Origin of the sequence: Thalassospira sp. HF15 (assembly GCF_011806525.1) — a bacterium.
In the GTDB taxonomy this organism is placed as follows: domain Bacteria; phylum Pseudomonadota; class Alphaproteobacteria; order Rhodospirillales; family Thalassospiraceae; genus Thalassospira.
Window position 1 is genome coordinate 538411 of sequence record NZ_JAAVKI010000001.1, and the last position, 21436, is coordinate 559846.

General features: G+C 54.1%; 16 protein-coding genes. 10 read left to right on the plus strand and 6 right to left on the minus strand.

Annotated elements, in window-relative coordinates; genetic code table 11:
* Positions 1-165: 165 nt before the first annotated feature.
* The 4 genes from HED22_RS02495 to HED22_RS02510 all read right to left on the minus strand — a co-directional run bounded on the left by HED22_RS02495 (position 166) and on the right by HED22_RS02510 (position 5478).
* On the minus strand, positions 166-1347 hold the full coding sequence (locus tag HED22_RS02495) for an ABC transporter permease (RefSeq protein WP_175581085.1): 1182 nt from the start codon (positions 1345-1347) through the stop codon (positions 166-168).
* A 43-nt stretch (positions 1348-1390) separates the two neighbouring features.
* Positions 1391-2980, minus strand: a complete 1590-nt coding sequence (locus tag HED22_RS02500) for an ABC transporter permease (protein ID WP_217701845.1) — start codon at positions 2978-2980, stop codon at positions 1391-1393.
* Between the two features lie 190 nt (positions 2981-3170).
* Positions 3171-4286, minus strand: a complete 1116-nt coding sequence (locus tag HED22_RS02505) for an extracellular solute-binding protein (RefSeq protein ID WP_167718522.1) — start codon at positions 4284-4286, stop codon at positions 3171-3173.
* An 88-nt stretch (positions 4287-4374) separates the two neighbouring features.
* On the minus strand, positions 4375-5478 hold the full coding sequence (locus HED22_RS02510) for an ABC transporter ATP-binding protein (protein WP_167718524.1): 1104 nt from the start codon (positions 5476-5478) through the stop codon (positions 4375-4377).
* A gap of 446 nt (positions 5479-5924) precedes the next feature.
* Here HED22_RS02510 and ruvX point away from each other — a divergent pair, with 446 nt between their 5' ends.
* Positions 5925-6449, plus strand: coding sequence for a Holliday junction resolvase RuvX (ruvX, locus tag HED22_RS02515; RefSeq protein ID WP_167718526.1), 525 nt, complete (start codon positions 5925-5927; stop codon positions 6447-6449).
* Positions 6450-6508: 59 nt separating this feature from the next.
* Here ruvX and HED22_RS02520 read toward each other — a convergent pair whose 3' ends face one another.
* Entirely contained in the window at positions 6509-7324 is an 816-nt protein-coding gene (locus tag HED22_RS02520; RefSeq protein ID WP_167718528.1) for a VOC family protein, read from the minus strand.
* A gap of 250 nt (positions 7325-7574) precedes the next feature.
* On the opposite strand from HED22_RS02520, the gene HED22_RS02525 reads away from it, so the two are divergent.
* From HED22_RS02525 to rnr, 7 genes are all read left to right on the plus strand, one after another.
* A complete protein-coding gene (locus tag HED22_RS02525) occupies positions 7575-8498 on the plus strand; it encodes an AEC family transporter (protein ID WP_167719024.1) in 924 nt (307 codons plus the stop codon).
* A gap of 144 nt (positions 8499-8642) precedes the next feature.
* On the plus strand, positions 8643-9602 hold the full coding sequence (locus HED22_RS02530) for an aspartate carbamoyltransferase catalytic subunit (RefSeq protein ID WP_167719028.1): 960 nt from the start codon (positions 8643-8645) through the stop codon (positions 9600-9602).
* Positions 9599-10921, plus strand: a complete 1323-nt coding sequence (locus HED22_RS02535) for a dihydroorotase family protein (RefSeq protein ID WP_167718529.1) — start codon at positions 9599-9601, stop codon at positions 10919-10921. Before HED22_RS02530 ends, HED22_RS02535 begins: the two co-directional genes overlap by 4 nt.
* Position 10922: 1 nt before the next feature.
* Positions 10923-11573, plus strand: a complete 651-nt coding sequence (plsY, locus tag HED22_RS02540; protein ID WP_167718531.1) for a glycerol-3-phosphate 1-O-acyltransferase PlsY — start codon at positions 10923-10925, stop codon at positions 11571-11573.
* Positions 11574-11636: 63 nt separating this feature from the next.
* Positions 11637-12914 (plus strand): DNA-processing protein DprA, encoded by a 1278-nt coding sequence (gene dprA, locus HED22_RS02545; RefSeq protein WP_368484466.1) that lies wholly within the window; start codon positions 11637-11639, stop codon positions 12912-12914.
* Positions 12915-13083: 169 nt separating this feature from the next.
* Positions 13084-15729 (plus strand): type I DNA topoisomerase, encoded by a 2646-nt coding sequence (topA, locus tag HED22_RS02550; RefSeq protein WP_167718535.1) that lies wholly within the window; start codon positions 13084-13086, stop codon positions 15727-15729.
* Positions 15730-15778: 49 nt separating this feature from the next.
* On the plus strand, positions 15779-18220 hold the full coding sequence (gene rnr, locus HED22_RS02555) for a ribonuclease R (RefSeq protein WP_167718537.1): 2442 nt from the start codon (positions 15779-15781) through the stop codon (positions 18218-18220).
* Between the two features lie 81 nt (positions 18221-18301).
* Here rnr and HED22_RS02560 read toward each other — a convergent pair whose 3' ends face one another.
* Complete coding sequence (locus HED22_RS02560) at positions 18302-19084, minus strand: Hpt domain-containing protein (protein ID WP_167718539.1); 783 nt, start codon at positions 19082-19084, stop codon at positions 18302-18304.
* 258 nt (positions 19085-19342) lie between these two features.
* Here HED22_RS02560 and HED22_RS02565 point away from each other — a divergent pair, with 258 nt between their 5' ends.
* Together HED22_RS02565 and HED22_RS02570 are read left to right on the plus strand one after the other, a co-directional pair.
* On the plus strand, positions 19343-19678 hold the full coding sequence (locus tag HED22_RS02565; RefSeq protein WP_254869682.1) for a DUF983 domain-containing protein: 336 nt from the start codon (positions 19343-19345) through the stop codon (positions 19676-19678).
* Positions 19679-19836: 158 nt separating this feature from the next.
* A complete protein-coding gene (locus tag HED22_RS02570; protein ID WP_167718543.1) occupies positions 19837-21381 on the plus strand; it encodes a S41 family peptidase in 1545 nt (514 codons plus the stop codon).
* Positions 21382-21436: the final 55 nt, after the last annotated feature.

Here is a 21436-nt window from a genome sequence, read left to right on the forward strand (position 1 = left end):
AGTTTCACAGCAGCTTTGCAGATAACCTTCCGCGCTTCTGATATCTCGCCTTGCCGCCACAGTATCAGGGACTGAAAAAACAAACAGGCCGACAACATTGATGCTGCCGGCCTGTATTGGTGTTTCTGATCAGTCCGAACACTCGAAACTGATTTCCGTGTTGGCTTAGCCCGGGCTCATACCACGCAGTCGTTCGGAACGACGACGCAGCAGCTCGACCGTCAGCAGCAGCAGGATCGAGACCGACACAAGGATCGTCGCGGCTGCCAGAATGGTCGGTGAGATCTGCTCGCGCAGGCCGGTATACATCTGCCACGGCAGGGTCTGCTGGCGGGCGGAGCCGACAAACAGCACCACAACCACTTCGTCAAACGAGGTGATAAAGGCAAAAAGGCCACCCGAAATCACACCCGGCAGGATCAGAGGCATCTGAACCCGGAAGAAGGTGGTAACCGGGTTTGCACCCATGTTGGCCGCAGCACGGGTCAAAGACTTGTCAAAGCCGACCAATGTTGCCGTCACCGTGATAATGACGAATGGAATACCAAGCACCGCATGGGCCAGGATCACCTTCACGTAGCCCACGAACGCCTGATTGAGCCCAAGCTGAAGCTCAAGCCAGTTACCAAGCGGCGCATAGAAGAAGAACATACCCGTTGCCGAAATGATCAGCGGAACAATCATCGGTGAAATCAGAACCGCCATCATCGCCTGGCGGCCTGGTACGTGCGACTGGCTAAGACCAATCGCAGCAAGCGTACCGAGGGAAACTGAAATCAGGGTCGCAATCGGCGCAATGATCAACGAGTTCTTCAGCGGCACCATCCATTCATCGGTACCAAGGAAGTCGCGATAATGCTTCAGGCTATACCCCTCTGCCTTGAAACTCAGCATTTCCGGCGTGAAGGTAAAGAAGTTCTCGGCATTGAAGCTCAGCCAGATCACCGGAAGCAACGGTGCAATCAGGAAGAAGAACACAAACGCACAGATAAACATGAACGTGTTGTGCCAAAGAACCTGACCCGGCGTGTAATAGATCGGAACACCAGCACGGTATTTACCGCTACCAACCCAATTGGCAAACCAGCCCATCGAGATCCCGACAAGGAAGCCACCAAACAGGCCGCCAAGGCCACCGAAAATCATGCCAACACCACCGAAAAGCACGCCAGTTGCCAGCGTTTTCTGTTTGCTTTTCATCTTGATGATTTTCGAGAAAACAAAGGCCAGAGCCGCACCGACGGCAGCACCGATGACGAACCCGATCCACGGGCTGCCAAAGATGTTGCCGGTGATGAAGCCGAACATTGCGCCCAACACAGCCACGATTGGCATCGTAAACGTCATCAAATCGGGCCGTCTTACGTATGAGATTACTTCATTCATGTTCTTAGCCCCCCAACTTCACGTTATCGATGCCCACAATCTTGTCATAGCACCAGTACAGGCCAAGAACCACGACGAGAAGGATAGACCCGAGTGCGGCCGCAAGGCCCCAGTTGAGAGAACTTGAAATGTGGTAGGCAATTCGGTTGGAGATAAAGACACCATCCGTACCACCAACAATTTCCGGCGTGATGTAGTAACCAATCGCAAGAATGAACACGAGGATCGAACCCGCACCAATACCCGGAACCGACTGCGGGAAATAGACGCGCCAGAAGGCGGTCCAGTTCGTCGCCCCAAGAGACTTGGCCGCGCGCTGATAGCTTGGCGGGATGGTCTTCATCACTGAATAAAGCGGCAAGATCATGAATGGTAGCAGGATGTGGGTCATCGCAATGACCGTACCTGTTGCGTTGTTCATCAAAATCAGACGATCCGCATCATTGACAAAACCAAGCCAGACAAGGATTTCGTTGATCACACCTTGCTGCTGCAAAAGAACCTTCCAAGCTGATGTACGCACCAGAAGTGAGGTCCAGAACGGCAGAAGCACGAGGATCATCAAAATGCTTGCTGTGCGCATCGGCAGGTTGGCCAGAAGCCAAGCAACCGGATAGCCAAGAAGAATACAGCTGGCCGTAATGATCAGCGCCATGATCAGCGTACGCGTAAACAGCGTGGTATAAATCTGCTGATTGTCGGGCTTCATCTCGATCCCGTCAGGCGTCAGCGTCATATCCACAGAATTCAGGAAGTAGCCCGGCGTCATGCTCGGAGAATAGAGCTTGATGGTCGCCCAAACTTTCGCCGAACCCCAGTCTTTGTCTTCTTCGGTGAAGGCCTCGCGGAACCCGAATTGCGGCAGTTGATCGAGATTTGCTGCAGCGGCCTGCAAGGCACTTGCGCCTGCACCACTGTAACTGTTGATCGCCGAAACCGTATCAGGATTGGTCAAATCCATCCCGAGCGCGCCATAGACGGACTCCCATGGATCTTCCTCGGCAACGGTGTCGCCATCACGGATCGCCGCCCAAAGCGCAAAGTCGGTATAGGCACGCGCCGTCCATGGCAGCATTTCAATGATTTTCATGGATGGCACAAAACCAACATCGCCAGTCATGTCTTCATCAGACATGGTTGCGATCAGTTCGCGGCGTGTTTCAAGAAAATCTTCGCCGCCGGTCCCCGACATCATTTCGAACCAGAAGGAACCTTCTTCGAAGTTCGGATCGATATCTTCAAGCGGGTCCTGCCAGAGTTCACCGATGTCATCAAGCGACCTGCCAGTAGTCCGGAACAAAGACGAGAGTCCGGTTTGTTCATAGTTCAAGCGGGTACCAAGACGCGTATGCTGCTTGGCTTCCTCGGCCTTGAACAAATCGATGTATAGATTGCGATAAACGTTTTCCTGCGGCGGTTCCCCGGTTGAACCATCCCACTGTGAGAGCGCAATCACGGTGCCCGGAATAGTATTGGGCACGATGTCGTTTTCCACCGACCGGAAAAGCATCGAGAGGATCGGTACGATAAAGGTCACGACCACAAAGATCAAAAGCGGTGCAACCAGCATGAGCGCGCGCATCTTCTGGCGCATCAATGCTCTTCGTAGACTTTGTTTTAGTGGTCTGCCATCAGCAGCTAACACTACTTCTTGTGATGTATCACCCATTACGCCCCCGTAAGCCTGCCCCGGTGTTTTCGATCTGTTTTATCGACTGGCAATTTATTTTGTAGCGATTTTGGTCGGTAAAGGGGGCCGCGAACGGCCCCCCTTCCCTTAGCTCTTATTGAGCGAGCCAAGCCTGGAACTTGGCATCGATGTCGTCACGGTAATCAGCCCAGAACTCGTAGTTGTAGAGGAAGGTGTTCTTGGCATTTTCCGGATCGGTCGGCATGTGCGGAGCCATGTCGATACCGAGGTCTGCGTGCTTACCAACGAGCGGAGCCGATGAGAAGCGAGCCGGGCCATACGAGATATATTTGGCCTGGTCAGCAAGACGCTGGGTGTCGGTTGCGAACTTAACAAAGTCCAGAACGCGGTTCAGGCGATCTTCCGGAAGACCTGCCGGAATGATCCAGCCGTCAAGGTCGAAGACCTGCGCGTCCCAAAGCATGGAGATCGGCTGACCCTGTTCAACGATTGCGGAGAACAGACGACCGTTGTAGGTCGAGCCCATGAAGACTTCGCCGTCAGCCAGAAGCTGCGGGGTATCTGCACCAGCACTCCACCAGATGACGCTGTCTTTGATGGTTGCCAGTTTGTCGAGCGCCTGCTGCTGGCCTTCCGGGGTTTCAAGAACGCTGTAAACTTCGTCCTTGGCAACACCATCGCAGAGCAGTGCCCATTCCATGTTGTTGATCGGGCGTTTCTCAAGCGCACGCATGCCCGGATAGGTTTCGGTGTCGAACAGAGCACAGATATCGGTCGGTGCCGGAGCTCCGTCCGGAACCATGTCGTTACGATAACCGAAGGTGGTCGAGTAAACGATCTGCGGAATGAAGCAATCGCTTACGAGGAGATCACCGAAGTCATCTTCTGCAGAGGTGCCATCCGGCGCTGCTGCGAGAACTTCGTTCGGGTCGATTTCCATTGCGAGACCTTCATCGCAAAGGCGCATTGCATCAGCAGCAACAACGTCAACCAGATCCCAGGTTACGTTGTTGGCTTCGTTCATTGCACGCAGCTTTGCAACGGCTTCGTTCGAGCTTTCATCCCAGGTGATGCTCACCTCAGGATGGTTCTCCATGTAAGGCTCTGCATAGGCCTTAGTCTGGCTGCTCTGGTATGCACCACCCCAGCTGACAAGGGTCATGTCATTTGCCATATCCTGGGCGAATGACGCACCACTTGCCACAACGAGCAAAGCTGTTGATGCAGTAAGGGTTTTAATGAGTTGCATTAATAGACTCCCTGATTGTTTCCCGGACTATTCGTTGAGGACCGGCACCCGGGCGTACCGGTCCTGTATCTGCCTGACTTTCAGCTGATTACGTCGCGTCAAGCGCGCGGCAATCCTCTGCAAGCCAGCCGATCTCTATCTCCGTACCCGGTGTCAGGCGAACCTGATCCGGCGCGTTCCTGGTCTTGATGATGAACTCATCATTGCCAGCCACACGCAAACGTGTACGGAAGATGTCACCCATATAGATGAATTCCAGCACCTCGGCCTTGAGCGTATGTGCATCTTCATGCAAACGGTCACGATTGTATTCAACACGTTCAGGACGGATCGAAACACGCGTACGCTCGCCGACTTCGCTCACATTGACCGGAACCGCATCAATGACTTCGCCACCATCAAGCTGGACAACACAGGTGTTCCCCTTGATTTCCTTGACGACGCCTTCGAGCGTGTTGTTTTCACCAATAAACTGGGCAACAAAGCTGTTCTCTGGTGCTTCGTAAAGCTTATCTGGCGGCGCAAGCTGCTGAATACGCCCATCATCAAACACAGCGACGCGGTCCGACATGGTCAGCGCCTCGGTCTGGTCATGAGTCACGTAAACCGTCGTAATGCCAAGCTGATGTGCAAGGTGCGTGATTTCAAACTGCATCTTTTCGCGAAGCTGCTTGTCAAGTGCGCCGAGCGGCTCATCCATCAGAACCAGCTCCGGCTCAAACACCAGTGCACGCGCCAAAGCAACACGCTGCTGCTGACCACCGGAAAGCTGCGCAGGACGACGCCCGCCAAAGCTGCCCATCTCAACCATGTCGAGCGCGCGCTTTACCTTTTCTTCCTGTTCCGCTTTGCCCAATTTGCGGACTTCAAGCGGGAAAGCCAGGTTTTCGGCAATCGTCATGTGCGGGAAGAGTGCGTAGTTCTGGAAGACCATGCCGATACCACGCTTGTGCGGCGGGATATCGTTGATCGAAACGCCACCGAGACGAATATCGCCGTGAGTCGCGGTTTCAAAACCGGCAAGCATCATAAGGCAAGTCGTCTTGCCCGACCCTGACGGCCCAAGCATCGTCAGGAACTCGCCCTTTGGCATGGTTAGGTTGAGATCTTTAACGACGAGGGACTCGCCGTCATAACTTTTCTGTACACGTTCAAACTCAACGAACGCTTCATTCGATGCACCGTCGGCCAAACCCTATACCCCCTGATATGTCATTGTTTGTTCAGCGTTTTCGCTCTTGGTGATTATTCTGTGCGGAAATCCACTGGAACCTGTCAAGAATGACGATTCCCGAACTCCAAGGATAGAAGCATTGCGACACTACCAAGTAACAGGTGCGCAGCGTCTGCCTGTTTTATCTCTCTCGATATGACCGTCATATGTGGTCAGTATGCCTCGCCCTGCTTATTTTCGATTTCGATTAATTTCGGCAGTGCGACATTAAAACAAACCTACTGGGGCACTTCAACCCCCCATAATCCATAAAGATTTTTCCGCTAGGAAATCCGCCATTCTTCACCGTGTTTAGAATAAAATGCGCCAATGTGGTCAAATCGATATCTTTTCTTCCATAAATCGGAAAACGATAGACTTGCTTTGCACTGGAAATTCACCGCAAACACACCTATAAGGTCGCCATGATTTGTAATGATACTCAGGAAATGCTGCGGTTCTTGCCACCGGCAGCACGTGTGTTGGGCCTTGACCTTGGTACCAAGACAATTGGCGTTGCCCTGTCAGATGTCGGGCTTCAAATTGCTTCACCTTACGAGCTGATCTCGCGCAAAAAATTCACGCGCGACATCGCCCAACTGTCTTCGATTATCGATAAACAGAATGTTGGCGGCATCATTATTGGCTTCCCGCGCGAACTTGACGGTTCGATCGGCAAGGCATGCCATCGCGTTTATGCCTTTATTGATGAAATGGAAAAGTATATCGATCTGCCGGTTTTGATGTGGGACGAACGCCTGTCGACCAATGCTGTCGAGCGCGTCCTTATCGAAGAAGTCGACATGTCGCGCAAACGCCGGGCGGAAGTCGTCGACAAGACAGCAGCGGCTTACATCCTGCAAGGGGCGCTGGATCATCTAAACCGTCACACTGACCCGGGCGAAAACCCCGAAGCAGATGATGACGAAATCGAGGACGATGAAGCCTGATCGCAGTCGGATTTCCCGATCAGCCATGTCAAAGCTGCCTGTTTACCCGGGCAGCTTTTTTATTTGGTTCTGATCACCATCATCACGCCAAAGAATCGTGAGGGCGGAAGAACAAGGGTGCCGCCCTGCTCTATCGCGCCCATAGCCATCGCCGCTTCGGAAATTTTCGCAACATCGTCAACAATCAATTCGAACCCGGCAAAACCATCTGTTGGAAATGCAGGGTCTTCAATCCCATAGCGCGCGACCAATTCGTCTCCATGAAGGGCGTCGACAATCCCATCGACCCCGATTTCCGCATAAAAATCACGTACGGCGTCTGCAGCCCAATGATCTATGATCACCTTGCCAATCCCGAGCGCCCCGTTTGAATGGGTCTGATAGGCTGGGAAATAGAAGTTCTGAACCGGGTGACGATGCTGGCACACAAATGTCACAGCATGGCGGAGCAAAGGGTGGTTGGCATAGGCCAGTGAAAAGGCAACGCCGACAGTATTGCCATCCGGGGTCTTTGCATCGCGCTCAAAATGAAAGACTGGTGGAACGGCGGCCCCAGCTGCGATGAATTTTTCACGATCATCCTCGGCATCATCTGATTGCAGGGCGAGCATCGACATGCCTTCGCGATGACGCAGATAATCGCGATTATAGATCGGGAATGAGAACGGTTCGGCAAGATCGGTTTCCGCAATTTTATCCGGAACAACAACGGAAAGAAGTTCGATATATGCCCCATCCAGCTGCACAAGAGCATTGCCGGTACCAAAGGGATGAACTGCACGCGGGGTCACTGTGAATCCAAGACGAGAATAGGCCGAAATCGCGGCATCAAGATCATTCACACATAGAACAATGTGATCAATCGCGCGTGTCATAGCGTCCCTTTCCTTGCATAAACAGCGACCTGGACGACTTTAAAGTGCAAGCACTATATAGACGCCAAAACATGTTGGCTGTGCGAACTATCACATCAAAAATCGACGGGCAAAGGACAACTGCGATTCAAATGAATTTTGGTCATCTGTGCCGATTACAGGTAGCGAGTGTATTTGACCCTGCGCACATTGGTGGTAACACTACGATGTTGATGACCTTTTCTCTGCACATGGTGCTGAAAGCCGCTTGATGATTGCCATCCTGTCCGCCTTGCTGCCGACCTTTGCCCTGATTGTGCTGGGCTATGTGCTGCGTGAACGGAAGTTCCTGCCAGACAGCTTTTGGCCGGGTGCGGAAAAGCTGACCTATTTTGTTACCTTTCCTGCCCTTTTGTTTTCCAATACTGCAAAGGCCGACCTTGGCAGCCTGCCGCTTCTCGGGATCGCAACTGCGATGCTTGGCACCATTGCTATTTGTACAATCCTGATCCTTGCAGTTCGGCCGGTGCTTAAAGTCTCAGCCCCGACCTTTTCATCTTTGGTTCAGGGTGCTATTCGCCCAAACACCTATATCGGGCTTGCCGTTGCCGCCGCGTTGCTTGGAACCCATGGCTTGACCGTTACGGCCCTGTGTGTGGCCCTGGTTGTGCCCACAGTGAATGTCATTTCGGTTCTGGCTTGTGCGCATCTGGGCGACAATGACGGAAAACCGGGCGTGTTATCGCTGCTTCGCGATGTGGCGAAGAACCCGCTTTTGATGGCCTGCGTTTTGGGCAGCGCATTTAACTTTATCGGGATCGGATTACCACCAATCGTGGGGCCATTCCTTGAAGTGCTCGGCCGTGCAGCGCTACCAATTGGCTTGCTGGCGGTTGGCGCTGGCCTTGATCTGAGCGCAGCCCGGCGGGCCGGGTTCCCGGTCGGCGTTTCAACCCTCGGGAAATTGGCAGTTAGCCCGGCAATAGCGGCAGGCCTTTGTATGCTACTTGGACTGCCGGCCACCGAGTTGGCCGCTGTCGTGCTTTATGCCGCGCTGCCCTGCTCCGCCAGCGCATATGTCCTTGCCCGCCTGATGGGGGGTGATGCGCAGATGATGGCCAGCATCATCACCGTTCATACCCTTGCCGCCATTGCCACCATGCCGGTTATTGCCATTCTGGTTCAGGTCGCTTGAAACACACAGGACCTGACCATCCGGTCAGGAAAATCCAAACAATTGGCGGGAATATTTACCTTTTCGTGACTGGGCCAATTCGTTATGCTCCGCGCGAAATTCTTGCAAGACCATCCAAGGGAAATGTGCAACGCCATGAGCGTCATGGGACCAGCGGCGGATCATTATCCGCACCCACACCTCCTCGGCATCGAGGGTCTCACCCCCGGGGAAATCACCCTTATTCTTGATCGCGCACAGCACTATGCGGAAAAAAACCGCTCCGCTGACAAGACCAGCAATATTCTGGCCGGCGCGACAGTTGTTAATCTGTTTTATGAAAATTCCACCCGGACGCTGACATCGTTCGAACTTGCCGCCAAGCGCCTTGGTGCGGATGTCATCAACATGACGGTGGGCACCAGTTCGGTCAAAAAGGGTGAAACCCTGATTGATACGGCGATGACTCTAAACGCCATGAACCCGGATGCCCTGGTTGTTCGCCATGGCGACAGTGGCGCGGTCAAGCTTTTGAGCGAAAAGGTCAATTGCGCAGTTCTGAATGCTGGCGATGGGCGCCACGAACATCCAACACAAGCACTTCTGGATGCCCTGACCATCCGTCGTCACAAGGGGCGTTTGCATCGCCTGAATGTTGCGATCTGCGGGGATATTGCCCATTCACGCGTTGCCCGATCAAACATCCTGCTTTTGAACACAATGGGATCGCGGGTGCGGCTTGTTGCACCGCCAACGCTGATCCCGTCCAAGATCGACCGAATGGGGGTCGAGATCTTCCATGACATGGAACAAGGCCTGAAAGACTGCGACATCGTCATGATGCTGCGTCTGCAGCTTGAACGGATGGAAGGCAGCTTTATCCCCTCGGTTCGTGAGTACTTCCATTTCCACGGACTGGATCGTGCCAAACTGGCCAACGCCAAACCCGATGCCCTGATCATGCACCCCGGCCCAATGAACCGTGGTGTTGAGATCGACAGTGAAGTCGCCGATGACGTTGAACGTTCCGTTATCCGTGAACAGGTCGAAATGGGCGTTGCCGTGCGCATGGCAGCACTTGAATTGCTCGTGCAGAACCACAGAAAGATCGGAGGTCAGGCATGAGCCCCGCAATCCGCGCCAAAGGTGCAGGCAAAAAAGCCTTCATCAACGCCCGCCTGCTGGATCCTGTCAAAAAGACTGATGAAGCCGGCGGCCTTCTGATCGAAGACGACACCATTCTTAAAAGCGGTCCGGACATCACCGAAAGCACGGTTTCCGAAGGATTTGAGGTGTTTGACCTTGGGGGTGCTTGCCTCGCCCCCGGTCTGGTTGACATGCGCGCCCAGCTACGTGAACCGGGCTTTGAGCATCAGGAAACCATCGAAACAGCGGGAAAATCCGCGGCCATCGGTGGGGTCACCACCATCATTGCCCTGCCCAACACCGACCCGGTGATTGATGATGTTGCAGGCGTTGAATTCATTGCCCGACGGGCCCGCAAGGTCGGCCTTGCCAAGGTGTTTGTCTATGGCGCGGTTTCCAAGGGCATTGCCGGTCAGGAAATTACAGAGATGGGCCTGCTGCATCAGGCAGGCGCGGTTGCCTTCTGTGACGGAATCAAGACGATTGCCAGCGCCCGCCTGCTGCGCCAGGCCCTGTCCTATTCCACATTCTTTGACGGCATGATTGTCCAGCACCCCGAAGAGCCTGAGCTTTCAAAGGGTGCTGCCATGAATAGTGGCGAACTGGCGACACGTCTTGGCCTTTCGGGTGTATCGCCGCTGGCAGAAGTCATCCAGATCGAACGCGACCTGCGGCTTGCTGAAATGACAGGCGGGCGCCTGCATTTCGCCCATATTTCAACCGGAGAATCGGTTGAGGTCATCCGCAAGGCCAAGAAGCGTGGTTTGAAAGTCACATGCGATACAGCACCGCCCTATTTCGCGCTGAATGAAAATGCGGTTTCGGATTATCGCACCTTTGCCAAGCTCTCGCCGCCACTGCGATCCGAGGACGACCGGCAGGCGATTGTTGCAGGCCTTGCCGATGGCACGATTGACGCCATCGCATCGGACCACAACCCGCAGGATGCGGATTCCAAGCGCCTGCCCTTTGCGCAGGCTGCTGCCGGTGCTGTCGGGTTTGAAACACTTCTGCCAATGGCGTTGGAGCTTTATCACAACGAACACATGTCGCTTCTTGATGTGATTACCAAACTGACCCGGACGCCAGCCGAACTGGTTCGCATCAAAGGTGCAGGAACACTTGAAGAAGGAACGGCAGCCGATCTTGTGATCTTTGATCCAGATCGCCCGTGGAAAATTGACCCTTACCAGTTCCATTCGAAATCGAAAAATTCACCCTTTGACGGCCGTTTGACGCAGGGACGTGTTTTACGCACCCTGATTGATGGCCGCGAAGTCTTCTCGGAAGGTGCCTGAAATGGAACTTGATGCCGCTTACAAGGCAATGTTGATGTCGCTCCAGGTCGCCACTGCATGCGGTTACCTGCTGGGCTCAATCCCGTTTGGTCTGGTTCTGACCCGCTTGGCGGGTCTTGGCGATATCCGCCAAATCGGTTCAGGCAATATCGGTGCGACAAATGTCCTGCGCACGGGCCGCAAGGGCCTAGCCTTTCTGACATTGATAGGCGATGCGGGCAAAGGTGCCTTTGCCGCACTGCTGTTCACATACCTGTACGGGGCCGAGCAAGGAATTTTTGCCGGCGGCGCGGCCGTTATTGGCCACATGTTCCCGATCTGGCTACGGTTCAAAGGTGGCAAAGGTGTTGCAACCACGCTTGGCACGCTGGCAGCTGTTAACTGGATTATGGGGCTTTGCGCAGCCCTTACGTGGTTGATTATGGCGCTGATTTTCAGGATTTCGTCGCTTTCGGCCCTTATCGCCATGATTGCAGCTCCTCTGGCCGCGTTCTTCATTGCAGATGACGCCGGTGCTGGTTGGCTTGGTGTATTTCTGGCCGTAATCGTCTGGCTTGCTCATCATGCCAATATCGGACGTCTGCTGCGCGGTGAAGAGCCCAAGATCGGCGAAAAGAAAAAGCAGGCCGAAGAAGAAACGTCCGTGTCCTAGTCACATACCGTCCCTTCGAATAGCTTGACGAAAGAACGCCCGGATGACCACAATCCGGGCGTTATGCATTTTCCCGACCAACAACCGCAGCGATTAACACAATCAGAACGTCTCGCACGTATGCGACTGGCGCGCAGTAGCAATGTTGGTCCGGTTACCTTTCGCAAAATGCTGGAACAATTTGGCTCTGGCCGCAACGCGATTGAGGCCCTGCCTGACCTGATTGCGCGTGCCAAAGGCCCGAGAACAATCAAACTTGCCAGCCGGGATGATACGGTTGCAGAAATAGAGACGGCAAAAGCTTGCAAGGCCAAACCTATCATTCTCGGCGATCCCGAGTATCCCGCCCTCCTGGCACGAATTGATGATGCCCCACCCTATTTTTACGCCATAGGCCGGATCGAGCTGCTTGGCAAAACCGCGATTGGCATTGTCGGGGCACGTAATGCATCGGCAACCGGACGCGGCTTCGCCCGGAAAATCAGCCATGAACTGGCAAACGCCGGATATGTCGTTGCATCGGGTATGGCGCGCGGCATTGATGGCGCAGCACATGAGGCAGCGCTGCAGTGCACCGGAGATCGTTCTGGCGGAACGATCGCGGTTCTCGGTGGTGGCGTGGATGTCGTGTATCCCCGAGAACATCAGGAATTATATGAACAGCTTTGCGATCAGGGCTGCGTCATATCAGAAATGCCTCCCGGCCTGAAACCACAGGCAAGACACTTTCCCCGTCGCAACCGGATCATATCTGGTTTGTCATATGGCGTTGTTGTCGTGGAGGCCGGCCGCAATTCGGGGTCTTTGATTACGTCACGTTTTGCCGCCGAACAGGGACGTGACGTGTTTGCGGTTCCGGGTTCACCGACCGACCCACGTGCTGCCGGGCCAAACAGTCTGATCCGTGATGGCGCGATCCTGTCCGACTCTGCTGACGTAATTCTGGATGCTGTCCGTCAAGCAGAGCATAACAGTCATCTGTTTGAAGAACTTCACACCTTCAACACAGAAACCCGCGCAGCAACCGCAACTCCGTCCCCGACAACATACGCCGACATCTTTGCATCCCTTGAACGCGATGCCGTTACTTTTGACGACAAAAATGAAGCTCAACCAATTGAAATAAATGAGTTTATACCCACCCCGAACATCTCTGATGAAACTGTCGAGAACACGGAAAAACTGTTTGATTTGCTCTCGTCATCTCCCCTTCTTGTAGATGAACTCATCCGTACGTCGGACTTGCCCGCCGAGCAGGTTTCAACAATTTTGATTGAACTCGAACTTGCAGGAAGGGTTGAACGTCACCCCGGAAATAGGGTATCGCGTATCGCCAAATGAGAGTCGCGTCGAAGTCGGATGTGACAAATATTGTTGTGATTTGCCGCAATTTGCGCAATTTGATCTGAAAAACACCCACACACTATAATATATGTGTGCAGACCTTCAGATTATGGACCACACAGCATAATGAACGCCTTCGGGCCAAGAACCGGACACGAAAAACGTAATGAATCTTGTCATCGTCGAATCCCCGGCCAAAGCCAAGACGATCAACAAATATCTCGGTGACGACTATAAGGTGTTGGCCTCATTTGGTCATATCCGCGATCTGCCGTCCAAGGATGGCTCAGTCGATACCGACAACGACTTTTCGATGGTCTGGGAAACAGATGGTCGGTCGGAAAAGCAGATTCGCGAAATTGCATCGGCAGCGCGCGATTCCGACACCATCTACCTCGCGACTGACCCGGATCGCGAAGGAGAAGCCATTTCCTGGCACATTCTTGAAGTTCTCGAGCAGAAAAAACTGCTCCGCGGTCGCGATGTCCATCGCGTCGTGTTCCACGAGATTACCAAGAAGGCCGTCACCGAAGCGATTGCCAATCCGCGCGAACTTAATCAGGAACTGGTGGATGCCTATCTGGCACGCCGAGCCCTTGATTATCTGGTCGGGTTCAACCTATCCCCGGTTCTGTGGCGCAAACTGCCCGGTTCACGCTCTGCCGGTCGCGTACAGTCGGTGGCACTGCGCCTGATCTGCGAACGCGAAATTGAGATTGAGGCCTTCAAACCTGACGAATACTGGTCACTTGAAGCCGGGTTTGCCGTGCCGGAAGGGAAATTTTCGGCACGCCTAACCCATCTCAATGGCGAAAAGCTTGATAAGCTTGCGCTTGGCGATGAAGACGCCGCCAAAGTCGCCAAGGAAAAGGTCGAAAGCCGTAGTTACACCGTTTCAAAGGTTGAGCGCAAAGACGTCAAACGTCGTCCGCAGCCGCCTTTCACGACGTCCACTCTGCAACAGGAAGCATCGCGTAAGCTTGGCTTTGGGGCGAAACGCACGATGCAGCTGGCCCAGCGTCTGTATGAAGGTGTCGATATCGGTGGCGAAACGGTTGGTCTGATCACTTATATGCGTACCGATGCCGTGGTTCTGTCGCAGGAAGCACTGGCGGCCGCGCGCCGTTTGATTGGCAAGGATTATGGGGACGAGTACCTTCCGGCCAACGCGCGCAGCTTTGCCAACAAGGCAAAGAATGCACAGGAAGCCCACGAAGCCGTCCGTCCGACCGACCTCTTCCGTCGCCCGGATCAGGTTTCGCGTCATCTCGACAAGGATCAGCTGGCGCTTTACACCCTGATCTGGAAGCGAACTGTCGCCTGTCAGATGGAAGACGCCCGCTTTGATCAGGTGGCTGTCGATCTGTCATCGAATGACAATCATGTGGTTCTGCGTGCCAATGGCTCTGTTGTGAAATTTGACGGCTTTCTGAAACTCTATCAGGAAGGCAAGGATGACGATTCTGATGATGAAAAGGATCGTCGTCTGCCGCCCCTGAAGGAAGGCCAGAAGCCTGATCTTGGCAAAGTCAGCATTGACCAGCACTTCACCCAGCCCCCGCCCCGCTATACCGAGGCGAGCCTGGTCAAGAAGATGGAAGAGCTTGGCATTGGCCGCCCATCGACCTACGCATCAATCATTTCGGTCCTGCAGGATCGAAACTATGTGCTTTTGGAACGACGCCGTTTCGTTGCACAGGACCGTGGACGTCTGGTCACGGCCTTCCTGTCGAAGTTCTTTGAACGTTACGTTCAGTACAACTTCACAGCTGACCTGGAAAACCAGCTTGATGAAATCTCGATGGGCAAACTGGCCTGGAAAGAGGTTCTCAAGGATTTCTGGAAATCGTTCAAGGGCAATGTCGACGAAGCCAAGGAACTGAAAATCACCGATGTGCTCGATGCACTTCAGGTGATGCTGGAAAACTATCTGTTCCCGACGCGCGAAGACGGCACTGACCCGCACAAATGTCCGAAATGCGATGACGGACAGCTTAGCCTCAAACTGGGCAAGTTTGGCGCATTCCTTGGCTGTTCGAACTATCCGGAATGCAACTACACCCGTCCGCTCGTCGCCAATGAAAACGGATCGGATTCCGAACTCGATGCCGGACCGAAGGTTTTGGGTATCGATAAGGAAACCGGCAAGGAAATCACCCTTCGCAAAGGACCTTACGGCGTTTATGTCCAGCTTGGCGAGGAAGAGGAAGTCGAAGGCAAGAACGGCAAGCCCAAAAAGGTAAAGCCGAAGCGCACGTCACTTCCCAAAGGCCTCGAACCGTCTGTTGTCGACCTGAGCAAAGCCGAAGAGCTTCTGACCTTGCCGCGCGTTGTCGGGGTTTACCCGGAAACCGGCGAGGAAATGAAAGCCAATATTGGCCGCTTTGGCCCCTATGTTCAGGCGGGCAGCATCTTTGCATCGCTCAAAGCAGACGATGATGTTCTGACCATTGGTGAAAACCGTGCCATTACCCTGATTGCCGACAAGCGCGAAAAGGCTGGCAAGGAAATCGGCAAACATCCTGATGACAACGAGCCTATCTTTGTCGCCGTCGGTCGTTGGGGTCCGTTCGTCAAACACAAGAAAACGATTGCCAATATTCGCGATGTCGAACGTGACGACATAACGCTTGAGATGGCCATCAAGGCGATCAAGGAAAAGGAAGCCAAGTCGGGCAAAACATCCAAAGCCACGACAAAGAAAACGGCAACCAAGAAGACAGCGGCGAAAAAGGCCCCCGCAAAGAAGAAACCGGCGGCAAAGAAAACCGCAGCGAAAAAAACAACAACCAAAAAGGCGGCGGCGAATTAATCGCCGCCTTCCTTTTTCGGTCGAATACCCATGAAAGGACGCCGCAACGTTGGCGAACGACACAGAAGACAAAAAACACTTCCCCACCAAGGAAGAGATTATCGAATTCATCGATATGAGCCCGACACCGGTCGGCAAGCGTGAAATTGCGCGCGCCTTTAACATCAAGGGCGCAGCCAAGATCGAGCTTAAAAAGACCCTGAAAGAGCTGAAAATTGGCGGCGATGTCGTCAAGGGCAACCGCCGGCGTTTTGACAAGCCCGACCGCCTGCCTCCGGTTGAAGTTCTGGAAATCACCGGCATTGATGATGACGGCGAAGTTCTGGCCAAGCCGAACGTCTGGAAGCACGACTATGACCCGCCACTGATTGTGGTGAAATCAATTCGCCGCGGCGGCCCGAGTGCGCCGGGCATTGGTGACAAGATTCTCGCCAAACTGCGCTACACAGGCAAGCACACCTACGAAGCCAGCATCATGCGCGTCCTTGGCAGCGGTCCACAGCGCGTCTTGGGGCTTTATCGCCCCAACGAACGCGAAGGTCGCGTTGTGCCCACAGATCGCAAGGATAGCGGCGAGATCGCAGTACCTCTTGATGACCATCCTGATCTTGAAAGTGGCGCGCTGGTTCTGACCGAAATTCTGCCGGGCAAACATTTCGGGCTGCGCAAGGGCCGGATTACCGAAGTTCTTGGCAATATCAACGAACCGAAATCCATCAGCCTTGTCTCAATCCACGCACGTGGCATTCCATTTGAATTCCCGCCGGAAGTTGAACTTCAGGCCCGTGAATCAAAGGCAACACCGCTTGGCAAGCGCACCGATCTGCGCGACATCCCGCTGGTGACGATCGATGGCGCGGATGCGCGTGACTTTGACGATGCTGTTTGGGCCGAAGCCGACCCTGACCCGGCCAACGAGGGCGGCTGGCACATCATGGTCGCGATTGCCGACGTGTCCTGGTATGTGCGCCCCGGCGACGCATTGGACCGCGAAGCCGTTAAACGCGGCAACAGCTGTTATTTTCCGGATCGCGTGGTGCCAATGTTGCCGTTTGAGCTTTCGAACGGCTGGTGTTCGCTTGTCCCGCATGAAGATCGCGGCTGCATGGCGGTTGAGATGTGGCTCGACAAGCATGGTCACAAACTGCGTCATAAGTTCTGCCGCGGGATGATGAAGTCTGCTGCCCGCCTGACCTATGATCAGGTTCAGCGCGCAATGGACGGCCAGCCAGACGACACCACCGGTCCGCTGGTAGACACCATCATCAAGCCGCTTTACGGCGCCTTTCATGCATTCCTTGAAGCACGCAAGAAACGTGGTGTCCTTGAACTTGATGTGCCCGAACGCAAGATCGAGCTTAATGATCAGGGGCAGATCATTGCCATTGCACCGCGTGCCCGCTTTGACAGCCACAAGCTGATCGAAGAATTCATGATTGCGGCCAATGTGTGCGCCGCCGAGGAACTTGAACGCATCAAGCAGCCCTGCATGTATCGTATTCACGATGCACCGAGCGAGGAAAAGCTGGAAGCTTTGCACGAATTCCTTGAAGGCGCTGGCTACAAGCTAAACAAGGCATCGGTCCTGAAACCGCGTGATTTCAACCGTATCCTTGAACTCGCCAAGGACACGCCGGAAGCCGAACTGATCAACACGGTCGTCTTACGCAGCCAGTCACAGGCAATGTACAGCCCTGACAATATTGGGCACTTTGGCTTGGCACTTAAGAAATATGCTCATTTCACCTCTCCGATCCGACGGTATGCCGACCTTCTGGTTCATCGCGCTCTGATCGCAGGCCTCAAGCTTGGTGAAGGCGGCCTCACGCCCGAAGAAGGCGAACGGTTCGAACAGATTGGCGAGGACATATCAGGCACCGAACGCCGCGCGGCCATGGCCGAACGCGATGCGGTCGACCGTTATGTTGCCGCCTATATGTCTGACAAGGTCGGGGCCGAATTCCCCGGCAAGATTTCCGGGGTTACGCATTTCGGTCTGTTCATATCACTGAACGAAACCGGTGCGGACGGTCTGGTGCCTATTTCCACCCTGCCCGATGATTATTACGTTCACGACCCCGCAAGCCATGCGCTTGTTGGTCAGAACCGTGGCAAAAAGTTCCAATTGGGTGATTCGGTTGTCGTTCGGATCGCTGATGCCGATGCTGCCACGGGTTCGTTGGCCCTGCGTCTGGCAGAACATGCCGATATTACCGAACGCGACCTGATTGAACGTCCACGCGGGCGTCGTGGGTCCGGCAAACGGCGTGGCAGTCCCGGGGATCGCAGTCACCGTCATGGTAACAAGCCAGGCTTCCGATCCAGTTCGCGCGATGGCACCGGTCCCGGTGGTAGTTCTGCCACCAAATCGAAGGGCAAAGGTGCCAAAGCCGGTGGCAAGAAAAAGACCACACCGAAAAAGCAACGCAAGCTGGTGGCATCGAACCGGGCATCGCGCAATGCGGCCAAGAACGGTTCCAAACCGGAATAATCCGGCTCATAGCGAAAACAAAAAAAGGCGGTCCGTTTTGGACCGCCTTTTTTGTTTGCGCCTTTGGGAGCTCACTGAAACTCAAAGCATGGTTTCAACAAACTTCGAAAGTTGCTCTGAGGTCTGTTTACCACGGTTGCTGATAATGGCGACGTTTGCCGGCAACCCTTCCAGATCGGGGTGAGAGGCCTCGAAACTTGTCAACAGGCCAAGTTTCTTATCCGCCAACGTCTTCATCGCCGCCAATGCCCGGATCAGCTCAATACCGCTCAACCCGTCCAGGACCGCAGCGGTAATGACGGCATCGGGACGCGACTGTACGACTGTCTGAAAGGCCTCAACAGCTGATCTGGCGGTGATGGTGCGAAAACCTTTCTCGCGCAGCTCCCGCTGCAGGAAATGGCCCTGAACGGCTGTTGCCGTGACGAGAAGAACTTCCTTGTCCTGTGCGACCGCTACATCAGACTTTGCGTCTTTTTCGTCGGCTTTGGCGCTACGAGTTGGCAAGGAACGCAGGATGCGGGTTTCTTCCTCTGCCTGCGGGTTGGTGCCACTTTCGATGATCTCGCGAATCCAGCTGGTGAAATCAACCAGTGATGCGGCTTCAAGATCATCAATCTTGGTCAGATCGGCGATATAGTCCTCAAGCCTGTGCGCAATCGCCCCGACCAATGGAAACCCGAACGATCCAGCCAAGCCTTTCACGGTATGGGCTTCGCGCCGAAGTTCGGCAATGCCGGGTTCAGCTTCGTCCATCCCCCCGGCAACGCGATCAATTGTTGTCTCAATACGATCAATACGTTCCAGTGTGTCCTCAATGAAATCCTGTTTCAGACCGGCAACGACTGCGTCCGCATTTCCCATTGGGCACTCCTTTGGCAACTGGCCGATCAAGCAAACGTGACCTTTAACGCGCCCTAAAGGCGAATAAGGCAGGTCGATTTTACTTGCTTGCGCGATCGAACATCATGATGATGGCTTACCGTCTCAATGCCCGTTTTCGTCACCTGGATCAAGTGCGCGCTGAGATGTGACAGGAGTTAAGTTTTGACCATGAATGCCCCACACGATCTATCCCCCGAAACAAATGATGCCACTCAAAATCAAAGTGGCAGCCGTATTATGACCGGTCTTCGCCGCGGTTTTCGTCGCAAATGTCCAAATTGCGGACATGGTTTTGCCTTTGGGGGCTATCTGAAACTTCGTCCGGAATGTGAGGTCTGCAGCCACCCGATCGGGGAATATCGCTGCGATGATGCCCCGCCTTATTTCACGATCTTTCTGGTCGGACACATTGTGGTGCCGGGCGCGCTTGCCATGGAACAGAATTTCAGTCCGTCGCTGGCCTTGCAGCTTTCAATCTGGCTTCCGGCTACTGTCGCATTATGTCTTGGATTCCTGCCCTTTATCAAAGGGGCCGTACTGGGCACACAATGGGCCATGCGGATCAAAGGATAGACATTGGCCAAACGCCAATTTTTCCATTAGAATGCGTGGGTTACCCAACCTGAATTAAACGGATTGTTTAGTTGGCCACACCGGAAACTTCACAGAACAAACATGACATCAACGACAGCGGAACGCAGCGTTTGAAACGCATCTGTGCGGCAGTCGGAATGTCTGTTTTACTTACGGCCTGTGAAAGTTCGAAACATGTTGGTGTAAGCTCCCCCGACGACCCGCGGACCCACGAGTTGATTTCCCAAACCATCGAACTGGTTGCAACACGTTATATCGACCCGATCAGCCGCGAACAGATTTTGGTCAACACACTTGATGGCCTTTCCACGGTCGATGATGCCATCCGTGTGGACATCACGCCATCTGATCTCGTCCTGCAATATGATGGGCGCACGGTAGATCGCATTGCCTTGCCCGCCATGTCTGGCGATGCAAATGAGCACGAAAACCTGCAGGTATGGGCAGAAATCACGCTTCATGGCTTGGCAAGCTACCGGATGCATTCGTCCGAACTGCGCAGCGCGTCGACAAAGGACATCGAGTCCGCACTTATCAGTGGCGCGATCCGTAATCTGGACCGCTACAGCCGTTATGAAGGTCCGGAACGCGCCGAGAATGCGCGCAACCGCCGCGATGGCTATATCGGCATCGGGGTCAGGGTGGTTGGCGGCACCGGATATCCCATCGTCAAACTTGTTCATGCCGAAAGCCCGGCCGCCCGCGCGGGCCTTAACCCAGGCGATCAGATTTTGACCATCAATGGCCAGGACATGTATGGCAAAGCCAGCCGATACACTGCCGACCTCCTGCATGGTGAAGAAGGAAGTTCTGTCCTGATCGAGGTGAACTCGGCAAACAGCGCAGCCATTACTCCGATGGAAATCCTGCGTGAACGCGTTATTGACCGGACCGTCTTTGCCGAAATTCGCGATAACATTTTGATCGCACGACTTAGCAGCTTCAACTCTGCGACCGCCTCGACCCTTGCTGATAACATCATGAAGGCCAAACTTTATGACGGTGGCCTTAACGGGGTCATTCTTGATCTTCGAGGAAACCGTGGCGGCCTCTTGCAACAAGGTGTTGCCGTTGCCGACCTGTTTCTGGAAGACGGCCCGATTGGCAAGACGTTCTCGCGCGTGACAGCAGCACGGCATATCTTCAAGGCCGAAACCGGCGACCTGACAGCCGGAGCACCGCTTGTCGTCCTGATTGACGGGCGCACAGCATCGTCTGCCGAACTGGTTGCCGCAGCCCTTCAGGACCGCCATCGTGCTGTTCTGATCGGCTCTACAAGCTTTGGCAAAGGATCGGTTCAGGCGATCAACGATCTGCCCAATCATGGCACTCTAACATTTACCTGGTCACGCATGACCGCCCCTTCGGGCTACACGTTTGATAGAATCGGTCTTTTCCCGGCCATCTGCACGCAGACTGATGCGGGCAACACCGCAATACATCAGGTTGCCCACGCCCTTTCACAACGCGATAAAATCGCCTCGGTGATGATGAAGTGGCGCAATCTTGATTATCAGGATGAAAAATCCCGTCGCGAGCTTCGGAATGTCTGCCCGGCCAGCACGAACGGCGAAGCATTCGACGTCGACGTGGCCTTGGAATTGCTGAAAAATCGCCGTGAATACAAGAATCTGGCCTATGCCGGGCAAGAGGAAATCGCCGATACATTTCCCAGCCAATAAATTTGCATTCTTTTTTGCCAAAATGGCTTGACACTCTGCCGATAACCTTTATGTT

Bases quoted from the DNA above. Each gene is read 5' to 3' on its own strand.
- HED22_RS02495 (WP_175581085.1), bottom strand. From the start codon at position 1,347: ATGACGTTTACGATGCCAATCGTGGCTGTGTTGGGCGCAATGTTCGGC.
- HED22_RS02500 (WP_217701845.1), bottom strand. From the start codon at position 2,980: ATGCGCCAGAAGATGCGCGCGCTCATGCTGGTTGCACCGCTTTTGATC.
- HED22_RS02505 (WP_167718522.1), bottom strand. From the start codon at position 4,286: ATGCAACTCATTAAAACCCTTACTGCATCAACAGCTTTGCTCGTTGTG.
- ruvX (WP_167718526.1), top strand. From the start codon at position 5,925: ATGATTTGTAATGATACTCAGGAAATGCTGCGGTTCTTGCCACCGGCA.
- HED22_RS02520 (WP_167718528.1), bottom strand. From the start codon at position 7,324: ATGACACGCGCGATTGATCACATTGTTCTATGTGTGAATGATCTTGAT.
- HED22_RS02525 (WP_167719024.1), top strand. From the start codon at position 7,575: ATGATTGCCATCCTGTCCGCCTTGCTGCCGACCTTTGCCCTGATTGTG.
- HED22_RS02530 (WP_167719028.1), top strand. From the start codon at position 8,643: ATGGGACCAGCGGCGGATCATTATCCGCACCCACACCTCCTCGGCATC.
- HED22_RS02535 (WP_167718529.1), top strand. From the start codon at position 9,599: ATGAGCCCCGCAATCCGCGCCAAAGGTGCAGGCAAAAAAGCCTTCATC.
- plsY (WP_167718531.1), top strand. From the start codon at position 10,923: ATGGAACTTGATGCCGCTTACAAGGCAATGTTGATGTCGCTCCAGGTC.
- dprA (WP_368484466.1), top strand. From the start codon at position 11,637: ATGCATTTTCCCGACCAACAACCGCAGCGATTAACACAATCAGAACGT.
- topA (WP_167718535.1), top strand. From the start codon at position 13,084: ATGAATCTTGTCATCGTCGAATCCCCGGCCAAAGCCAAGACGATCAAC.
- HED22_RS02560 (WP_167718539.1), bottom strand. From the start codon at position 19,084: ATGGGAAATGCGGACGCAGTCGTTGCCGGTCTGAAACAGGATTTCATT.
- HED22_RS02565 (WP_254869682.1), top strand. From the start codon at position 19,343: ATGACCGGTCTTCGCCGCGGTTTTCGTCGCAAATGTCCAAATTGCGGA.
- HED22_RS02570 (WP_167718543.1), top strand. From the start codon at position 19,837: ATGTCTGTTTTACTTACGGCCTGTGAAAGTTCGAAACATGTTGGTGTA.